Origin of the sequence: Testudinibacter aquarius, assembly GCF_004342725.1 — a bacterium.
GTDB lineage: Bacteria > Pseudomonadota > Gammaproteobacteria > Enterobacterales > Pasteurellaceae > Chelonobacter > Chelonobacter aquarius.
Genome location: NZ_SMCP01000001.1, coordinates 18,164 through 35,860, shown reverse-complemented (window position 1 = coordinate 35,860; position 17,697 = coordinate 18,164). Strand labels below are relative to the sequence as shown.

General features: G+C 45.1%; 13 protein-coding genes and 1 tRNA gene. 5 read left to right on the top strand and 9 right to left on the bottom strand.

What is annotated here, in order from left to right:
• Window positions 1-66 precede the first annotated feature (66 nt).
• Window positions 67-663, top strand: a complete 597-nt coding sequence (gene yfbR, locus EDC16_RS00160) for a 5'-deoxynucleotidase (protein ID WP_132964191.1) — start codon at window positions 67-69, stop codon at window positions 661-663.
• 67 nt (window positions 664-730) lie between these two features.
• Window positions 731-2,086 (top strand): anti-phage deoxyguanosine triphosphatase, encoded by a 1,356-nt coding sequence (locus tag EDC16_RS00155; RefSeq protein WP_132964189.1) that lies wholly within the window; start codon window positions 731-733, stop codon window positions 2,084-2,086.
• Window positions 2,087-2,245: 159 nt separating this feature from the next.
• Here EDC16_RS00155 and trhP read toward each other — a convergent pair whose 3' ends face one another.
• Window positions 2,246-3,631 carry a prephenate-dependent tRNA uridine(34) hydroxylase TrhP gene (gene trhP, locus EDC16_RS00150; RefSeq protein ID WP_132964187.1) on the bottom strand — a complete coding sequence of 462 codons (1,386 nt, stop codon included), beginning with the start codon at window positions 3,629-3,631 and terminating at the stop codon, window positions 2,246-2,248.
• 229 nt (window positions 3,632-3,860) lie between these two features.
• On the opposite strand from trhP, the gene EDC16_RS00145 reads away from it, so the two are divergent.
• The gene (locus EDC16_RS00145; RefSeq protein WP_132964185.1) at window positions 3,861-4,838 is read left to right on the top strand and encodes an ABC transporter substrate-binding protein; all 978 of its coding nucleotides are present in this window, start codon (window positions 3,861-3,863) and stop codon (window positions 4,836-4,838) included.
• A 67-nt stretch (window positions 4,839-4,905) separates the two neighbouring features.
• Here EDC16_RS00145 and EDC16_RS00140 read toward each other — a convergent pair whose 3' ends face one another.
• From EDC16_RS00140 to EDC16_RS00120, 5 genes are all read right to left on the bottom strand, one after another.
• A complete protein-coding gene (locus EDC16_RS00140; RefSeq protein WP_132964183.1) occupies window positions 4,906-5,718 on the bottom strand; it encodes a D-hexose-6-phosphate mutarotase in 813 nt (270 codons plus the stop codon).
• Window positions 5,702-6,880, bottom strand: a complete 1,179-nt coding sequence (locus tag EDC16_RS00135) for an anaerobic sulfatase maturase (RefSeq protein WP_132964181.1) — start codon at window positions 6,878-6,880, stop codon at window positions 5,702-5,704. The genes EDC16_RS00140 and EDC16_RS00135 overlap by 17 nt, the downstream gene beginning before the upstream one ends.
• A gap of 24 nt (window positions 6,881-6,904) precedes the next feature.
• Complete coding sequence (locus EDC16_RS00130) at window positions 6,905-7,501, bottom strand: Crp/Fnr family transcriptional regulator (protein ID WP_132964179.1); 597 nt, start codon at window positions 7,499-7,501, stop codon at window positions 6,905-6,907.
• Window positions 7,502-7,592: 91 nt separating this feature from the next.
• On the bottom strand, window positions 7,593-9,038 hold the full coding sequence (locus EDC16_RS00125) for a sulfatase family protein (protein ID WP_132964177.1): 1,446 nt from the start codon (window positions 9,036-9,038) through the stop codon (window positions 7,593-7,595).
• A 2-nt stretch (window positions 9,039-9,040) separates the two neighbouring features.
• Window positions 9,041-10,720, bottom strand: a complete 1,680-nt coding sequence (locus EDC16_RS00120; protein ID WP_132964175.1) for a solute:sodium symporter family transporter — start codon at window positions 10,718-10,720, stop codon at window positions 9,041-9,043.
• Window positions 10,721-10,946: 226 nt separating this feature from the next.
• Here EDC16_RS00120 and EDC16_RS00115 point away from each other — a divergent pair, with 226 nt between their 5' ends.
• Complete coding sequence (locus tag EDC16_RS00115; protein ID WP_132964751.1) at window positions 10,947-11,747, top strand: sulfite exporter TauE/SafE family protein; 801 nt, start codon at window positions 10,947-10,949, stop codon at window positions 11,745-11,747.
• 265 nt (window positions 11,748-12,012) lie between these two features.
• Here EDC16_RS00115 and ettA read toward each other — a convergent pair whose 3' ends face one another.
• The 3 genes from ettA to EDC16_RS00100 form a co-directional block, all read right to left on the bottom strand.
• On the bottom strand, window positions 12,013-13,683 hold the full coding sequence (ettA, locus tag EDC16_RS00110; RefSeq protein WP_132964173.1) for an energy-dependent translational throttle protein EttA: 1,671 nt from the start codon (window positions 13,681-13,683) through the stop codon (window positions 12,013-12,015).
• A 139-nt stretch (window positions 13,684-13,822) separates the two neighbouring features.
• Window positions 13,823-14,788 carry a calcium/sodium antiporter gene (locus tag EDC16_RS00105; RefSeq protein WP_132964171.1) on the bottom strand — a complete coding sequence of 322 codons (966 nt, stop codon included), beginning with the start codon at window positions 14,786-14,788 and terminating at the stop codon, window positions 13,823-13,825.
• 122 nt (window positions 14,789-14,910) lie between these two features.
• Window positions 14,911-14,986, bottom strand: a tRNA-Asn gene (locus EDC16_RS00100).
• 499 nt (window positions 14,987-15,485) lie between these two features.
• Here EDC16_RS00100 and uvrB point away from each other — a divergent pair.
• Entirely contained in the window at window positions 15,486-17,537 is a 2,052-nt protein-coding gene (gene uvrB, locus EDC16_RS00095) for an excinuclease ABC subunit UvrB (protein ID WP_132964169.1), read from the top strand.
• Window positions 17,538-17,697 lie beyond the last annotated feature (160 nt).

The window sequence follows — 17,697 nt, the reverse complement described above, 5'->3', positions numbered from 1 at the left end:
GTCATGACGAATTTGAATAACATACCGAGAAAGGGAGATTTTTGATTATAGGGGATTTATTTTTGTATGTTTAACACCAAAACCAGCCACTTTTTTGCCTGTTTGGATCGGCTGAAGCTGATCCAGCGCTGGTCGCTGATGCGGAATATAGATAAAGAGAATTTGGCGGAGCACAGTTTACAGGTTGCATTTGTTGCGCATGCCCTTGCCGTAATTAAAAATAAATTTTTTGACGGCAAGGTGAATCCGGAGCGAATTGCATTGATTGCGATGTATCACGACAGCAGTGAAATTTTTACCGGTGATTTGCCGACGCCGGTTAAATATTTTAATCAAGAGATCACTCAGGCTTACAAACAGATTGAAATTGCAGCAGAAAAGCATTTACTGTCATTATTACCGACTGAGTTGCAAGCAGATTTTGCGCCATTGTTGTGCGCGGAATTGATCGATAAACAAGACAAACACATTGTGAAACAAGCTGATCTCCTTTGCGCTTACATCAAAGCCCGCACGGAATTGGAACACGGCAATCAAGAATTCGTACCGGCGCTGAAACGTTTACAAAGTTTGATGGGGGAGTGGAAAAGTGACGAAATGGAATATTTTTTAACCGTATTTGTGCCGAGCTTTGGGCGCGCATTGGACGAACTGACATGGTAATATACAGCAAAGTGCGGTTTAATCAATTCAATGAAACGTGCGGTGTGCAGTTAGATCAAGGAAAGCTATGACGATTCAAATTCAAAAAGCGTGGAAACAGCGTTATATCGATGATCCAAAACGCGAACACGATCATCGTTCGCCGTTTCAGCGTGATCGCGGACGAATTCTGCACTCGGCGGCATTTCGCTGCCTACAAGCAAAAACCCAGATTCATGCTGTCGGCGAAAATGATTTTTATCGTACCCGCCTGACCCATTCGTTGGAAGTGGCGCAAATTGGCAGCAGTCTGGCGGCACAGTTGGGTTTGCTCGAATCGTTTCAAGCCCTCGCCGCTGAGTTAAACTGTGCCGAAACTACGCTGCAAAAAGCCCTGAAACCGCTGTTGCCGCCAATCAGTTTGATCGAAACGCTGTGTTTTGCCCACGACATCGGGCATCCACCGTTCGGACATGGCGGCGAAGTGGCACTGAATTATATGATGGCGCAACATGGCGGCTTTGAGGGCAATGCGCAGACCTTTCGTTTGATCACTAAGCTGGAGCCTTATACCGAAAAAGCGGGCATGAATCTGACACGTCGTGCGATTTTAGGCGTGGTGAAATATCCTGCCATTCTGGATCAGGCATCGCCGCAATATACTGAGCTAGCGACTGCAGCGCACTTGGATGATCCACGTTATATCAATATGCGTAGCTGGAAACCGGGCAAGGGATTGTTTCGTGACGATTTAGCGGTGTTCGATTGGTTGCTTACCCCATTAACTGCAACCGATAAACAGGAGTTCTGTCGTTTTCAGCAGTCGCGAAAGACTGCAGAAGACAGCTTAAAAACCGTTTATAAATCATTAGATTGCAGCATTATGGAGCTTGCCGACGACATTGCGTATGCAGTGCATGATTTGGAAGATGCGATCGTGGTCGGCATGGTCAGCTTGCAACAATGGCAGCAGGCGCATCAGCAGTTGAGCGCTTGTCAATCATTATGGATTCGACAAAATATCGATCAATTGAGCGAAAAGCTGTTCTCCGAGCACCACTATCAACGAAAAAATGCAATTGGGGCATTGGTGAACTATTTTATCACTTCAGCACGTTGGAAACTGAACCACAATTTAGAAGAGCCATTACTGCGTTATAATGCTGAACTGCCGTCCGAAGTCGAACAGGTGCTGGCGGTGCTGAAAAAATTTGTGTGGCAAAATGTGATTTGCCATGTGGATACTCAACGGATTGAATATAAAGGACAGCGAATTTTGTCAGAACTGTTTCGTATTTTTGAATCGGATCCGCAGCGCTTATTGCCACCCAATACGGTAAAGCGCTGGCAACGTGCGCTTGAGTCGGATAAAAAACGGATGATCTGTGATTATATCGCTGGCATGTCGGACGCTTACGCCTTGAAAGTGTATCAGCAATTGTAATCAGCGGTTGTAAACAGCAGTGTAATAGGCAAAAAAAACCCTTCGTAGCCGAAGGGTAAAATATATTTGGAGTCATACTTTTTTAGGGTATGGCGCTATTATACTGAATAAATTTCACAAATCAATAACAAATATGAAATATTTTGTTAAATTTAATGCTTATTTGTTGTGCGGATTACGCGTGGTGCTGTCCACAAGATTGCGCATCAGCAACGCATAATTCAGTTCGATATCGTCCGGCACTGCTAAAAATACAAAATGACCGTCACCCGGTGCAATCTCAACGGCTTCATTCTTGCGGTTCAACATCTGCTCAATCTTGAACACAATATTGCCTTTCGGTGTCATCATTTCCACTTCGTCACCGAGCAAGAATTTATTTTTCACTGCCACTTCAGCTAGCCCGTTTTTACGCACGCCGGTAAACTCACCGACAAATTGTTGGCGCTCAGAAATCGAATAGCCGTAATCATAGTTTTGATATTCGTCGTGGGTGTGGCGGCGCAAAAAGCCTTCAGTATAGCCACGATGTGCCAGCGACTCCAAGGTTTGCAGCAAGCTATCGTCAAACGGCTTGCCTGCAACCGCATCGTCAATGGCTTTACGGTAAACCTGTGCGGTGCGGGCGCAGTAGTAGAATGATTTAGTTCGACCCTCGATTTTTAATGAATGCACACCAAGTGCGGTCAGCTTTTCGACATGCTGTACCGCTCTTAAGTCTTTTGAATTCATGATGTAAGTGCCGTGTTCGTCCTCAAACGCCGTCATTTCTTCATCAGGGCGTTGCGCTTCGCTTAATAAATAGACTTTATCGGTCGGCTGCCCCTCGCCCAGTGTCGGCGCAACATTTTTAATATCAATCAGTTGGCTTGGATCAACTTGGTTGACGATATTGCCGATGTCGTCTTGTTGTCCTTCTTTAACATTATATTCCCAGCGGCAAGCGTTGGTGCAAGTGCCTTGATTCGGATCACGTTTATTGATATAGCCTGAAAGCAGGCAGCGCCCGGAATACGCCATACATAGTGCGCCATGTACAAATATTTCTAACTCAATTTCCGGCACTTGCTGACGGATTTCAGCAATTTCTTCAAGTGATAATTCGCGTGACAGAATGACGCGGGTTAAGCCCATTTGATGCCAAAATTTGACGCTTGCCCAGTTGACTGCATTGGCCTGCACCGATAAGTGAATATCGATCTGCGGAAAATGCTGTCGCACCAACATAATCAAGCCGGGATCAGACATGATCAGCGCATCGGGCTGCATATCAATAACGGGCTGTAAGTCACGGATAAAAGTTTTCAGCTTTGAGTTATGTGGGGCGATATTCACCACCACATAGAATTTTTTGCCCAATGCGTGGGCTTCATCAATGCCGATTTTCAAATTGGCATGGTTAAATTCATTGTTACGCACCCGCAAGCTGTAGCGCGGTTGCCCCGCATATACCGCATCGGCACCGTAAGCAAAAGCGTAGCGCATATTTTTCAGTGAACCGGCAGGAGAAAGCAGTTCAGGCGTAAAGTTCGTTTGAGTAGTCATAAAAATCTCTTTGGTCTGATGTCAGGTCAGGTTATACCCAATAAAGTGCGGTATAAATCGAGCGGCGATTTTATCCTGTTGCTATTTTTTGTGCAAGATCGAATCTTGTGTTGTTAATTTTAGTAAAAAGCTAACAAGTAATTGAATTTATCTAAAAAGCATCTATACTACCAAACTAGTACAGCGGTACAGAGTTGTAATAACTTATCAACAAGAAAGGACATGATTTATGAAACTGGCAAAAACATTATTAGTGACCGCACTTGGCGGTTTGGCAGTGATCAGTGGCACAGCGGCGGTGGCTGCGGCGCCGCAAAAGGTGGCAATAACCACGATTGTTGAGCATCCGGCATTGGAGGAGATCCGTAAGGGGATTATTGATCAGTTGGCGAACGAGGGGTTTGTTGACGGTAAAACCATTAAAATTGATTATCAAAATGCACAGGGCAGTTCAGCCACCGCAGGGCAAATTGCGCGTAAATTTGTGGGGGACAATCCGGCGGTGATTATTCCGATCACAACACCAAGCGCCCAGCCGGTTGCAGCGGCAACCCGGCAAATTCCGGTGATTTTCAGTGCAATTACTGACCCTTTGGCAGCAAAATTGGTGAAACAATGGGGAAAAAATGAGGGCAATGTTGCCGGTGTTTCCGATCAAATTCCGTTGGAGCCGCAGGTGGAGCTGATCCGCACGTTGGTGCCAAATGTGAAAAATATTGGCTATGTGTATAGTCCCGGCGAAGCCAATTCGGTTGCGGTGTTGGAAATGTTGAAAGTCGAAGCAGAAAAACAGGGCATCGGTGTGTTGGCAGTGCCGGCACAACGCACCATCGACATCAGCACTGCTGCCAAAAGTTTGGTGGGTAAGGTACAGGTGATTTACACCTCGACCGACAATAACGTGGTATCGGCTTATGATGGATTGTATAAAGTGGCGGTTGAAAATAAGATTCCGTTGATTGCGGCTGATTTCGGCTCGGTTGAGCGTGGTGCGATTGCCGCACTGGCGACTAATCAATATAACATCGGGGTTGAAACCGGCAAAATGGCAGCACAGGTTCTGCGTGGTGTGAAAGTGCCGGATTTAGCAACCGTTCGTATGACTGATCTGGATCTTTATCTCAACCCACAAGCCGCAGCGTTACAGGGGGTGAGTGTGCCGCAGGTATTATTAGAAAAAGCGACCAGAGTGGTAAAACACGATTAGGCATGTTGATTTTAGAATGGATATTGAATTAGGGGATTGCGATCCCCTATTTTATTGAATTCAAATGTTATTTTGCAATAATACTGACAGATATTTGTTCTCCGGTCATTAGTGGCTGCGAGAGTCGTGCAGTTTCAAGGCAAATCATGTTTTGATAATCCTGTGCTTGCATCGCGCTCATCGGGGTATGCCACGGATTCCACAACACGATTTCAGTCGCATTATGATGTGTTATCGCGATTTCTCGATTAAAGTGATAATCGATAATACGGTTGGTTCCGATATTATCAGTATAAATACAATCGGTACTAGCAGTAATGCGGCGTATGCTGGGTGAGTTTTCCATTTGCCGGCTAACTGCGTTGAAACAGGGCGTGGTAAGCCCGGTAATGTCGATGTGTGCAATATTGCCGATATGAAAATAGCTGTGTAGCGCAACTTGCGCCGGTTGTTGTCCGTAGTGAGTGAAAATAATTTCGCATCTTTCGCTGAAAATCATTGTTATAGCGGCTTCAAGTTGCTGATTGTCGTCAAAGAGTGAAAATGTTAACCGCACTTTTTGCGCTTGCAGTTGGTATTCACTTAATTCCCATAAGCGTAATCTCGCCGTGCCGTGAATCGGCGATTTCGCTGTGCCAAACCATGGATAGCAAAGCGGAACGCCGCCGCGAATCAGATTGCCGGAGATAAAAGGTTCAACCGCACTTAACCAAAAAACATCTTGGTTCTGGTTGTGCGGTTTCCAGCTGAGTAATTGAGCACCTTGCAAGGCGATTTGGGCGCAGCCGACGGCATGTGTGATTTCCAGCATCGGTATTTGATGGTAGCGATAGAGACTCAGCTCAGGAGTAAGTTGCCGAATTTTATTTCGGATTGACATGTTGTGTTCCTTGCGGCGGGTTTGCATTGGCACGAATTTGCTGGCAGATTTGCTGCATACCAAGTGCGGTTTCTTGAAAAAAATAGCGATAGGATGCACATAAATAGTTGTGGCCGGCAGATTCAGACGGTTGTGGCACAATTCGATGTTTCGGGCAGCCGCCATGGCATAAAGTCAAGTATTCACATTGTCGGCAAATTTGGCTTAAACCTTGCTGTTTATTGAGTCCAAATTGCCGTTGCTGTTGAGATAAAACAATGTCGGTGAGCGGCTGCTGAGTTAAATTGCCTACACGGTATTGCGGATAGACGTAGTGATCGCATGAATAAACTTCACCGTTGGCTTCGACCACCAAAGATTTGCCGCAAGTCTGCTGGTGGATACAGCTGCTGGAGGGATATCCCAGCCGCTGCCCGAGCAGATTTTCAAATTCCAAAACAAACACTTGCCCAACGTCCTGTTGATGCCATTGCTGAAATACATCGACTAAAAAGCGCCCGTAGCCTTCGGGTGGGGTAGAAAACGGCATGATGGCAGGTTGTGATGCGGTCTTTTGGTATTCGACAATCGGAATAAATTGCATAAAGGTAGAGCCTAGTGTTTTTAGGGCAAGATAGGTTTCCTTGCCTTTATTCCAATTTTGATCGTTGACCACGGTTAAGGTGTTGAATTCTACTTGATAGCTTTTCAATAGCTCGAGCGCGGCGACAACCTTATCAAAGGTGGGATTGCCATTGCTCGCAATTCGATAGCGGTTGTGCACCGCACTTAACCCGTCGATCGACAAGCCGATTAAGAAATTGTGCCGCTTGAAAAAGCTTACCCATTGCCGATTTAAAGCAATGCCATTGGTTTGAAACGCATTGGTGATGGTTTTGCCGTTAGCAAATTGTTGTTGCAATGCAACCGCACTTTGAAAAAAATCTAATCCTAGCAGGGTAGGTTCACCACCTTGCCAAGCAAACTCAACCCGTTCGCCGGCGTGTGATTCGATGTAATTTTTAATATAACTTTTCAGCGTTTCTTGTGACATAAAAGAGGCTTTTTTGCCAAACTGTTGTTCCTTTTCCAGATAAAAACAGTATTCACATTGAATATTGCAATGGAAGCTGCTGGGTTTTGCCATCAGATGAAAATAGGCTTTTGGTGCAAAAAATGACATAGAAACACGCCTCAAAAGTGGGGATTATTTGCCTTTGTGTTGTGGTAATAATTCGCTGAATAAACCATTTTGCTTTAATTCTTTTGCAATCCGAATGGCAGTCTCGGTTTCGCAGCCGGCATATTCGGCGATTTCGCGATAAGTCCAATTATAATAAGGAAAATTGCTGGTTAAAAAACATAAACTGTCAATTACACGATCAAGTGTGCGCAGATAGGCACTCTTGGCCAAGCGTTGTTCGGCATCGCGCAGTTCGTTTGCCAGTGTTTGCAATAAGAATTTTACGATTTGGGGATTATGCAGACAAAACTGCTCGATACTGACCGGTTTAATGCGCGTCACCTCTGCTTCAATCAACACTTTTGCTTTACAATGATAATGGTTGTCGTCCAGCCCGAACAGGGTGCGGAAACCAAAATAATCGCCTTGGCGATACAGGCGGACAAGGCTTTCTTTGCCGTTGTCCAACATGTGATAAAGACCGATCAATCCCTGTTTGACATAGTAAAATTCCTGGGCGATTTCGCCCTGTTGATACACCATCATACCTTTATGCAGCTGATGTAGATCAATCAATTGGCAGTAACAAAGTGCGGTCGGAGCAATCGAGCTGTTGTCCATATCATTCTTCCTTTTTATTCAAGAAAAGTCATGTTTGTGTTTAACCGCACTTGTCCTTACCGGCACTTTGCAAACGTAGTGCTGAATTTGGCTAGATTTCATTAATAACCCGATATAGCCAATTTTCCAGCGGATCGCCCAATTTTTTCATCTCCAGCCGCATTTCCTCCAACATCTCTTGTTTTACAGCTCGGTAATTTTTCTCATAGAACAAATTGTGCATTTCTTCCGGATCTTGGCGGATGTCGTAGAGCTCGCAGCGGTCGGTGGCGTTGAACACCAATTTGTAATCTTTGCGGCGCCACATGCGTTGTTCAAAATAGACAAAATGTCCGGCAAGTTGCGCCAAAATACCTTTGCGCTGATTTTGAGTATGGTTACGGGTGAGCGGCAACAAGGTTTCACCTTCAAATGCAGAGGGAATCGGCTGTTGAGCAATGTCGTATACCGTTGAGGTCAAGTCATGCAGATATACCAAATTGTCATCTTGCTGATTAATGCGATCGGATCTTGGATCTTTAACAATCATCGGAATGTTGTAGGTGGTGTCGAACATAAACTCCCCTTTTTCAATCATTCGATGGGCGCCCATGGCGTCACCGTGATCAGCGGTCGCAACAATAAAGGTGCTGTCATACAGATCATTCGCTTCCAAATAGGCAAACAGTTCGCCAATTGCATCGTCAATTAAACTGATATAGCCCCAAAATTTGGTGATCACTTCTTTCCAGTGATCTTCGCTTGCCTCCCACATACCCCACATTTTGGAAATCGTGCGGTAGTGGTCAGGTTTGCCTTCGAGGGGAACAAAGAAACTTTGATCTAAAACGACATCATCTTTGCTGTACATTGAATAGTAGGGCTCCGGCACGATGCAAGGCGTGTGTGGTCCCCAGAAGTTGATCCAAGCAAAGAACGGTTTTTGTTGTTGTAATGATTGTTGAATGTAGCGTTTTGCCTCATCAATAATGAAATAGGGAGTGGTTTGCTCCTTGCTGCCGGATAAGAGACCGCATAACTCTTGCACCCGCAAATGTGGATTATCACCAAAATAGGCGTTGCTGACTGCTGGAATGTCATAGTTTTTTTCCAGCAGCCACTCGTGATAGCGGTTAGAGTGGGTTGGTGGCTGATTGAACACCAGATTTTTGTACACGCCGCTGCCCGGGTAGCCGTAGCCGTCAAAATTATGCCCTTGAATGCCATAATCTTCCGGTACGGATTTGGTACCGACATGCCATTTACCGATCAAATAGGTGTTGTAGCCGTCGAGCTTGGCAATATTTGGGGCTTGTCGGCTGATTTCACCACTGCCGCCTTTTTCTCCGTTTTTGATAATGCCGTGTGAGGAGGGCATTAACCCGGTAAATAACGAGGTACGAGCCGGACCGCACACTGAGGCTGGCGTGAAAGCGTTATTGAAACGAATGCCTTGTTGTGCCAGTCTATCAAGATTGGGGGTTTTTACGATCTGGTGTCCGTAAGTACCCAACATATCTTTTCGAACTTGATCCAATAAAATGTAGATAATATTCATGCTTATGCCTCTTGTTTATGACGCATGACAATGAGGAGAACAAATTGTAGCACAGCGTAAATGCCTAACACTAAGAGCGGTTGCCCGTTTTGTGAGGCTAATCCCAATGGGGATAGCAATAGGTGTAGGGAAATCAGCCCGAGGACTAATGAAGCAACGGTGACACGGACATATTTCCAGTTAGTCAGATCCACATCGCTGTGATTTTCTTTGCTCTCTTGATAAGGTTCTCGTTTTAAGAATTGACCTAAAATCAACATGGTCACCACATCGAAGACAAACAGTGCCGCCATTACATAAACAAAATTGATTTGAACGTTGAAAACCCAAACAATCGAAAAATATAAAATAACGTGCAGCAATAGTGCAATTCGGGCAGCTAATCCGGATACGGTTTTGTTAAATAGACCCACTGCAAACAATGCAACAATCGGAATGTTTACAAAACCGGCGAAGCGTTTGGTTAACAGGAAAATACCGTCAGTGCCGAACATCAGCAGTGGCCCGATAATCATGGTCAGAATCGCCATCACCGCAGAGACTTTTTTTGCATAGGAAATCAGTTCTTTATCAGACCGCACTTTGGCGCTCAGAGAAGGCAGTAAATCTTTACAATAGATAGTCGCAGCAGAATTTAGGAATGAGTTAAAGGTGCTTAAAATAGCGCCAAATAATGCGGCAATGAAGAAGCCTTGCAAGAATGTCGGCAGCACTTTACTGACTAGCACCGGATAGGAGGTATCCATCGGGTTTAAGGTGTCACCAAAAATATGGAAACTTAATAGGCCCGGTAAATTGAGAATGATCGGCAAGGTTAATAAAAATAGTGCGGCAACCAAAATTCCTTTCTGTCCGGACTGCAAATCACGTGCGCCAAGAGCACGTTGTACAATCGCTTGATTGGTGGTCCAATAGAAGAAATTGACGATTAAAATGCCGGTAAAAATGGCTGGCCAAGGCACAGCGTCAGTCGCATTACCAATTGCATTAAATTTTTCAACATGCGTTGTGGTAATGGTTTTCACCCCATCACTAAAGCTGCCGTCTCCTAAATGTACCAGAGCGAAAATCGGAATTAACAGGGCACCGATCACTAAAATAATCGCATTAATGGTATCGGAAACCGCAACCGCTTTCAGTCCGCCAAAAATAGCATAAATTGCACCGACAACACCAATCGCAATGACGGTATATACAATCGCCTCGCCATAACTGAGTCCAAAAATCACTTCTAAATTAAAAATTTTATTAAAAGCGATGGCGCCGGTATAAAGTGCGGTTGGGATCACAATGAACAGATAAAATACTAAAAACAGAGCCGACATAATTAAACGTGTTTGCCGATCAAAACGATTTTCAAAAAACTCCGGAATGGTGGTATAGCCGTTTCTCAGATATTTAGGCAACAAATAAAGCGCTAGAAAACAGAGTGGAATAACCGATTGTACCGTCCAGGCAATAATTGAAAAATTACCTTTATAAGACACGGCATTGACACCGATTAATTGTTCGGTTGATAATGAAGTTAATACCATTGAGCAGCCGATAACTAATCCGCTTAACCCTCGCCCGGCTAAAAAATAGCCTTTGGATGTGCTTAAATCATCGTTTTTGGTTCTTTTCCAGGAAATAAATGCCACAATTCCGGTAACAATAAGAAAGCTCGCGATAGTCATAAACATGTCATATTCTCCTTATATGTATAAAAATAGAATACTCGCATAAGATATTGTATTAGCATAATATATATATGAATAAAGGATTATGATGGCTATCATAGAGTGATCGTGAGTTTGATCACAAGTATAGATAAAATATCGCATGATAAAAAATTTTTAAGAATATGAGCATGATCATAAGCCGCAGCATTGAAATAAGGCATGATAAATAAAAAAATGAGGTTTTATGATGAGCTTACCATTGATTTTTATTTTAATAATATGCGGAATACTAACCAATTTAATGTCGGCTATTTTTGGTATTGGCGGTGGCGTGTTAATGGTGCCGATTCTTTATACGCTATTTCCGACATTTCCGATTCAAATGATTGCGGCAACTTCATTAACCATCGTGATAGGATCGGCTTTAATCAATCTTATCCACTTTTATAAACAAAAAATTCCGGTCAGTATGAAATCAATCTTATTTTGGTCAGCCGGTATGATTATTGGCGTGCAATTAGGTTTTGAAATCAGCTTTTATCTTTCCGATTGGATTATTATCGCTGTATTTGTCAGCACGTTAACGTTTTTAGCACTCAAAATAATATTAAATAAGCAACAAATAAAAAATAAAAATATTATTTCTGACGACAGATTAAAAGGCGCCGGATTGTGTTTATTCGGTGGTGCGGTTGCCGGAATGACCGGTATTGGTGGCGGCTCGATTATGGCACCGTTACTCGGACAATTACGCAGTGTCAAACCTGAGCAAATTGCGCCTTACACCAATTATATGATGGTGATCGGTGGTTTGGGCAGCTTGTATGGTTATCTTGCGAAAACACCGAATTTTCAAGTTGATTACGCTTGGCAAGTCGGTTATGTCAATTTTTCAGTGGTGGCCGTTGTGGTATTGAGCTCTTTTATAATGAGTGCCGTATCTATGAAAATTCGCGGTATTTTAAATCCAGCGCTGGCAAGAAAGCTGTTAGGCATTATTTTATTAAGCATTGCAGGCTATATGTTAATTATCCATCTTATCAAATAAGATGGCAGCCATTGAAAAGGGCGAATAAACCGCACTTTAGACTGCTGACAAAGGTTAAAATACACGATTAATATTGTAAAAGTAGGGGCCGATTATATATCGGCCCGAACCGCACTTTGCATTTTTCCTTTATTGATTAAGCGCTTATACCACACTTCGCAAACGGGCGGATATATAATCCGCCCCTACCCAGCCTAATCAAATATCTTTGTCAATAATCTGAAGGGCGGATAAACCGCCCTTTTATAAATCAAAACACAAAAGATTATTTCGCAATCCGTTTGTACTTAATTCGGTGTGGTTGCACCGCTTCAGCGCCAAAGGTTTTCTTTTTCCACTCTTCGTAATCGGTGAAGTTGCCTTCGTAGAAGGTCACTTTGCCTTCGTCGCCGTAGTCCAAAATATGGGTGGCGACCCGGTCTAAGAACCAGCGGTCATGGGAAATCACCAAGGCACAGCCGGGAAATTCCAAAATTGCATTTTCTAGTGCACGTAGGGTTTCCACGTCCAGATCGTTGGTTGGTTCATCGAGCAGCAATACGTTGCCGCCGGTTTGCAGCAATTTTGCTAAATGCAAACGCCCGCGTTCACCGCCGGACAATTCGCCGACACGTTTTTGTTGATCCACGCCTTTGAAGTTAAAACGTCCGACATAAGCACGGCTTGGGATTTCAAAATTGCCGATTTTCATAATATCCAAACCACCGGAGACCTCTTCCCACACGGTTTTTTTGTCGTTCATACTGTCACGGAACTGATCAACCGAAGCTAATACCACGGTGTCGCCTAAGGTAACATTGCCGCTATCTGCTTGTTCTTGTCCGCTCAACATTTTGAACAGCGTGGATTTCCCTGCGCCGTTCGGGCCGATAATGCCGACGATCGCCCCTTTCGGAATGCTGAATGACAGATCATCGATCAAAGTGCGGTCGCCGTAGGATTTGCTCAGATTGCTGACCTCGATCACTTTGTCGCCTAAACGTGGACCCGGTGGAATAAATAATTCGTTGGTTTCGTTACGTTTTTGGTAATCGCCGCTGTTCAATTCATCAAAGCGTGCCATCCGCGCCTTGCTTTTCGCCTGACGGCCTTTTGGATTTTGGCGTACCCATTCCAACTCTTTCTCGATCGATTTCTGACGGGCAGATTCGGTCGCAGCCTCTTGCGCCAAGCGTTTCTCTTTCTGTTCCAACCAAGAAGAGTAGTTGCCTTCCCACGGAATGCCTTCGCCACGGTCAAGTTCCAGAATCCAACCGGCAACGTTATCTAAGAAGTAACGGTCGTGGGTGATCGCCACCACCGTGCCTTCATAATCATGCAGGAAGCGCTCCAACCAAGCGACAGATTCGGCATCGAGGTGGTTGGTCGGTTCGTCCAATAACAACATATCCGGTTTTTCCAACAACAAACGACACAGTGCCACACGGCGGCGTTCGCCCCCGGACAGATGCTCGATCTTGGCGCCCCAATCCGGCAGACGCAGCGCATCGGCGGCACGTTCCAGTTGGTTTTGTAGGTTGTGACCGTCGTGGGCTTGGATAATCGCTTCTAATTCGGCTTGTTCTGCTGCCAGTTGATCGAAATCTGCTTCGGGATCGGCATACAACGCATACACTTCGTCCAATCGTTTTAACGCATTGGAGACTTCGCTAACCGCTTCTTCAATCGCATCACGCACGGTTTGCTGTGGATCGAGTTTTGGCTCTTGCGGCAAATAGCCGATTTTGATGCCCGGTTGTGGGCGGGCTTCGCCTTCGATATCGGTGTCAATCCCTGCCATAATGCGTAACAGGGTCGATTTTCCGGCGCCATTTAAACCGAGAACCCCGATTTTTGCGCCCGGAAAAAAGCTCAGAGAAATGTTTTTCAAAATATGACGCTTCGGTGGCACGACTTTGCCGACGCGGTGCATCGTATAAACAAATTGGGTGGACATGGTGGTTTTCCTTTATTTTTCGGATAAAAATCGCCTTATTATAGGCGAAATTGCGTGTGGGTGCTATGGCAGAAACACAAAGTGCGGTCAGATTGAACGCCTGACCGCACTTTGGCTAAAAAATTGGACAGCAGCCAACTCAGTTGGCAATTTGTAGAAAAATAGCACCGTTATAGGCAACATAACACAACAATAAAATCAGCCCTGCCCAGCGTTTGATATAACCGTTTGGATTTTGATAACGATAGCCAAAGATAAAGAGAATCGCGGTCAGGAATAACATCACCGGCATATCACGGGTTATTATTTCATGATCGGCTTGCAACGGGTGGATCGTACCGGCTAAACCGACCACGGCAAGGGTATTAAATAGATTTGAGCCGATAATATTGCCCAGTGCCAAATCGTGTTGGTTTTTGCGAGCGGCGGCAATTGAAGAGGCTAATTCAGGCAGCGAAGTGCCAACGGCAACAATAGTAAGACCGATCACCAGTTGGCTGACCCCAAAATGGTTGGCGATGCTCACTGCACCCCAAACCAACAGCTGTGAGCTCAATACCAGTACAATTAAACCAAATAGTAACAGCCCAATGGCTTTGCCGATGCTGATGTTAGCTTGATTCTCACCAGCATCTTGCTCCCGAACCGCACTTTTCACTTTTAAGCCGTCACGAATGCTGACAAACATAAAGATGGCGAACATCAACAAAATGATGATGCTATCAAAACGGCTGATATCACGATCGAATAACAATCCGGCGGAGGCCAGTGTGACGGCAAGTAACAGTGGCAGCTCTTTTTTGAGAATTGACGGTGCGACCAACACCGGGCTAATCAAGGCAGTAACCCCTAAAATCAAAGCAATATTGGCAATGTTCGAGCCGTAAGCGTTGCCGAGCGCAATACCGGGGTTGCCTTGGATAGCAGAAGTGACCGATACCACGATTTCCGGTGCAGAGGTGCCGAAGCCGATCACTAACATCCCAATTAACAATTTAGGCATGCCGAAATATTGTGCGGTTTCGCTGGCACCGTCGACAAATTTGTCGGCACTCCAGACCAATAAGATTAAACCGACGATGATGGCACAACAAGCAAGCAGCATAAGGGGGTAAACTCCAGATAAAAATAAAGCCCGTAACCAATAACGGCTATGGGCTAAACACTGTTGGCTTACAAAAAGCGTTTACAAAAGGAGACAAATAAAAGCTCACCAACAGAGAAAATTGGCTCCTCCTGCTGGACTTGAACCAGCGACATACGGATTAACAGTCCGCCGTTCTACCGACTGAACTAAGGAGGAATTGTTCGTTTTTCGACAGACAATGCCGAATTGAGGGGCGCATAATACTGAGTTGAAATTCGCTTGTCAAGAGAGAGATAACAAAAAAACGTTAGGAATCTAGACGGTTTTTTCTATCCACACAGCCTGTGGATAACATTGTGGATTATTTTTTGCTGAATGTGGCAAAACACAGGAAATATGCGACTTTGCGGGCTCGGCTTTTGATTTGGTTATAAAATAACATTATTTTATTTATCAATAAGATATAAAAAATCTAGTCTTTTTTCTATTATTTTTTCTGAAAATTTGAAGTTTGCCCCTTGACAGATTATAGACTGTGCAAAAAGTCAATTTTTGATAATTGTTTTTTGTCGAAAAAAATAGAAAGTTTAGTTGAACTATCAGTTTGATAGGCAGTGTAGGGGGGATTACCGTACGAATCGGATATTCATTTTAAAATTTGCTTTTGAAGTGTGTTAAAATAGCAGACCCTAGCATACTATAGTGATTTTTAATTATGTCGACAGTCGCCTCTTTAGCGAATGGTAAAAGCAGTAAACCGTTCAAACTGCATTCTGATTTCAAACCGTCCGGCGATCAGCCGCAGGCGATTGACAAGTTAATCGAAGGGCTACAGGACGGTTTGGCGCACCAGACCTTGTTAGGCGTGACCGGATCGGGCAAAACGTTTACCATTGCCAATGTGATCGCACAACTGAACCGCCCGGCAATGCTGCTGGCGCCGAATAAAACCCTCGCCGCGCAGCTGTACGCCGAGATGAAGGAGTTTTTTCCGGAAAATGCGGTCGAGTATTTTGTTTCTTACTATGATTATTATCAGCCGGAAGCCTATGTGCCGGCGAGTGATACTTTTATCGAAAAAGACGCCTCGATTAATGATCAAATCGAACAGATGCGGTTGTCGGCGACCAAGTCGTTTTTGGAACGACGTGACACGATTGTAGTCGCTTCGGTTTCGGCGATTTACGGTTTGGGCGATCCAGATTCTTATCTGAAAATGATGCTGCACCTACAAAGCGGTACGATTATCGATCAACGCCAAATTTTATCCAAACTTGCCGAGCTGCAATATACTCGCAATGATCAAGCCTTTCAGCGTGGTACTTTTCGGGTGCGCGGCGAAATCATCGATGTTTTCCCGGCCGAATCAGACGATGTGGCGCTGCGAATTGAACTGTTTGATGAAGAAGTGGAACGCTTGAGCCTGTTTGATCCGCTCACCGGGCACAATTTCGGCGCCGTGCCGCGTTATACGGTGTATCCGAAAACCCACTATGTCACGCCGCGTGAACGGATTTTAGATGCGATTGAGAAAATTAAAATTGAGCTGGCGGAGCGGCGTCAATATCTGTTGGAAAACAATAAATTACTTGAAGAACAGCGTGTTACTCAACGCACGCAGTTTGATATTGAGATGATGAATGAGCTGGGTTATTGCTCCGGCATTGAAAACTACTCGCGTTATCTCTCGGGGCGAGGCGAGGGTGAACCGCCGCCGACCTTGTTTGATTATATTCCGAGTGACGGTTTGCTGATTATCGATGAATCACACGTCACCGTGCCGCAAATCGGCGGCATGTACCGTGGCGACCGTTCGCGCAAAGAAACACTGGTGGAATACGGTTTCCGCCTGCCGTCGGCGTTGGACAACCGTCCATTACGTTTTGAAGAATTTGAACGGCTGGCACCGCAAACGATTTATGTTTCCGCTACGCCCGGCCCGTATGAATTGGAAAAATCCGGTGGCGAGCTGATCGATCAGGTGGTGCGTCCCACCGGCTTACTGGATCCGATTTTGGAAGTGCGCCCTGTTGCCACCCAAGTCGATGATCTGCTCTCGGAAATCCGCTTGCGTAGCGACCAAAACGAGCGGGTGTTGGTGACGACGTTGACCAAGCGCATGGCGGAAGATCTGACCGATTATCTGGAAGAGCACGGTGTGCGGGTGCGCTATCTGCATTCGGATATTGATACTGTTGAACGGGTCGAAATTATCCGCGATCTGCGTTTGGGTGAGTTTGATGTGCTGGTCGGCATCAACTTGTTGCGTGAGGGGCTGGATATTCCGGAAGTGTCGCTGGTGGCGATTTTAGATGCCGATAAAGAGGGCTTTTTGCGTTCCGAACGTTCGTTGATCCAAACCATCGGCCGCGCAGCACGAAACTTGAACGGTAAAGCGATTTTGTATGCGGATCGGATCACCAATTCGATGGAAAAAGCGATGGGCGAAACCAATCGTCGCCGTGAAAAACAGCTTGCCCACAACCAAAAATACGGCATCGTGCCACAAGCGCTAAACAAAAAAGTCGGCGAATTGCTTGACATCGGGCAAGGGACAAACAATAAATCGCGCGGTAAGCAAAAACGACAAAAAGTGGCAGAACCCAGTGCGGTTTACCAACCGAAAACGGCCAAAGAGTTTGAACAACAGGTCAAAAAACTGGAACAACAAATGTACCAACATGCGCAAAATCTGGAGTTTGAACAAGCCGCCGCCGTGCGTGACGAGTTGCATCGCTTGCGGGAGCGGTTTGTATTAGGTGATTAGCCTAGATAGAGGATAATATGGAACAAAATACAGATAACTAATTCAATAAAGTAGGGGCGGATTAACTATCCGCCCGTTTGCGAAGTACGGTATAAGCATTTAATTAACAACAGAAAAATGCAAAGTGCGGTTCGGGCGGATAGTTAATCCGCCCCTACAA

What these genes read in the sequence shown, in the direction of transcription:
- yfbR (WP_132964191.1), top strand. Translation starts at nt 67, where the DNA reads ATGTTTAACACCAAAACCAGCCACTTTTTTGCCTGTTTGGATCGGCTG.
- EDC16_RS00155 (WP_132964189.1), top strand. Translation starts at nt 731, where the DNA reads ATGACGATTCAAATTCAAAAAGCGTGGAAACAGCGTTATATCGATGAT.
- trhP (WP_132964187.1), bottom strand. Translation starts at nt 3,631, where the DNA reads ATGACTACTCAAACGAACTTTACGCCTGAACTGCTTTCTCCTGCCGGT.
- EDC16_RS00145 (WP_132964185.1), top strand. Translation starts at nt 3,861, where the DNA reads ATGAAACTGGCAAAAACATTATTAGTGACCGCACTTGGCGGTTTGGCA.
- EDC16_RS00140 (WP_132964183.1), bottom strand. Translation starts at nt 5,718, where the DNA reads ATGTCAATCCGAAATAAAATTCGGCAACTTACTCCTGAGCTGAGTCTC.
- EDC16_RS00135 (WP_132964181.1), bottom strand. Translation starts at nt 6,880, where the DNA reads ATGTCATTTTTTGCACCAAAAGCCTATTTTCATCTGATGGCAAAACCC.
- EDC16_RS00130 (WP_132964179.1), bottom strand. Translation starts at nt 7,501, where the DNA reads ATGGACAACAGCTCGATTGCTCCGACCGCACTTTGTTACTGCCAATTG.
- EDC16_RS00125 (WP_132964177.1), bottom strand. Translation starts at nt 9,038, where the DNA reads ATGAATATTATCTACATTTTATTGGATCAAGTTCGAAAAGATATGTTG.
- EDC16_RS00120 (WP_132964175.1), bottom strand. Translation starts at nt 10,720, where the DNA reads ATGTTTATGACTATCGCGAGCTTTCTTATTGTTACCGGAATTGTGGCA.
- EDC16_RS00115 (WP_132964751.1), top strand. Translation starts at nt 10,947, where the DNA reads ATGAGCTTACCATTGATTTTTATTTTAATAATATGCGGAATACTAACC.
- ettA (WP_132964173.1), bottom strand. Translation starts at nt 13,683, where the DNA reads ATGTCCACCCAATTTGTTTATACGATGCACCGCGTCGGCAAAGTCGTG.
- EDC16_RS00105 (WP_132964171.1), bottom strand. Translation starts at nt 14,788, where the DNA reads ATGCTGCTTGCTTGTTGTGCCATCATCGTCGGTTTAATCTTATTGGTC.
- uvrB (WP_132964169.1), top strand. Translation starts at nt 15,486, where the DNA reads ATGTCGACAGTCGCCTCTTTAGCGAATGGTAAAAGCAGTAAACCGTTC.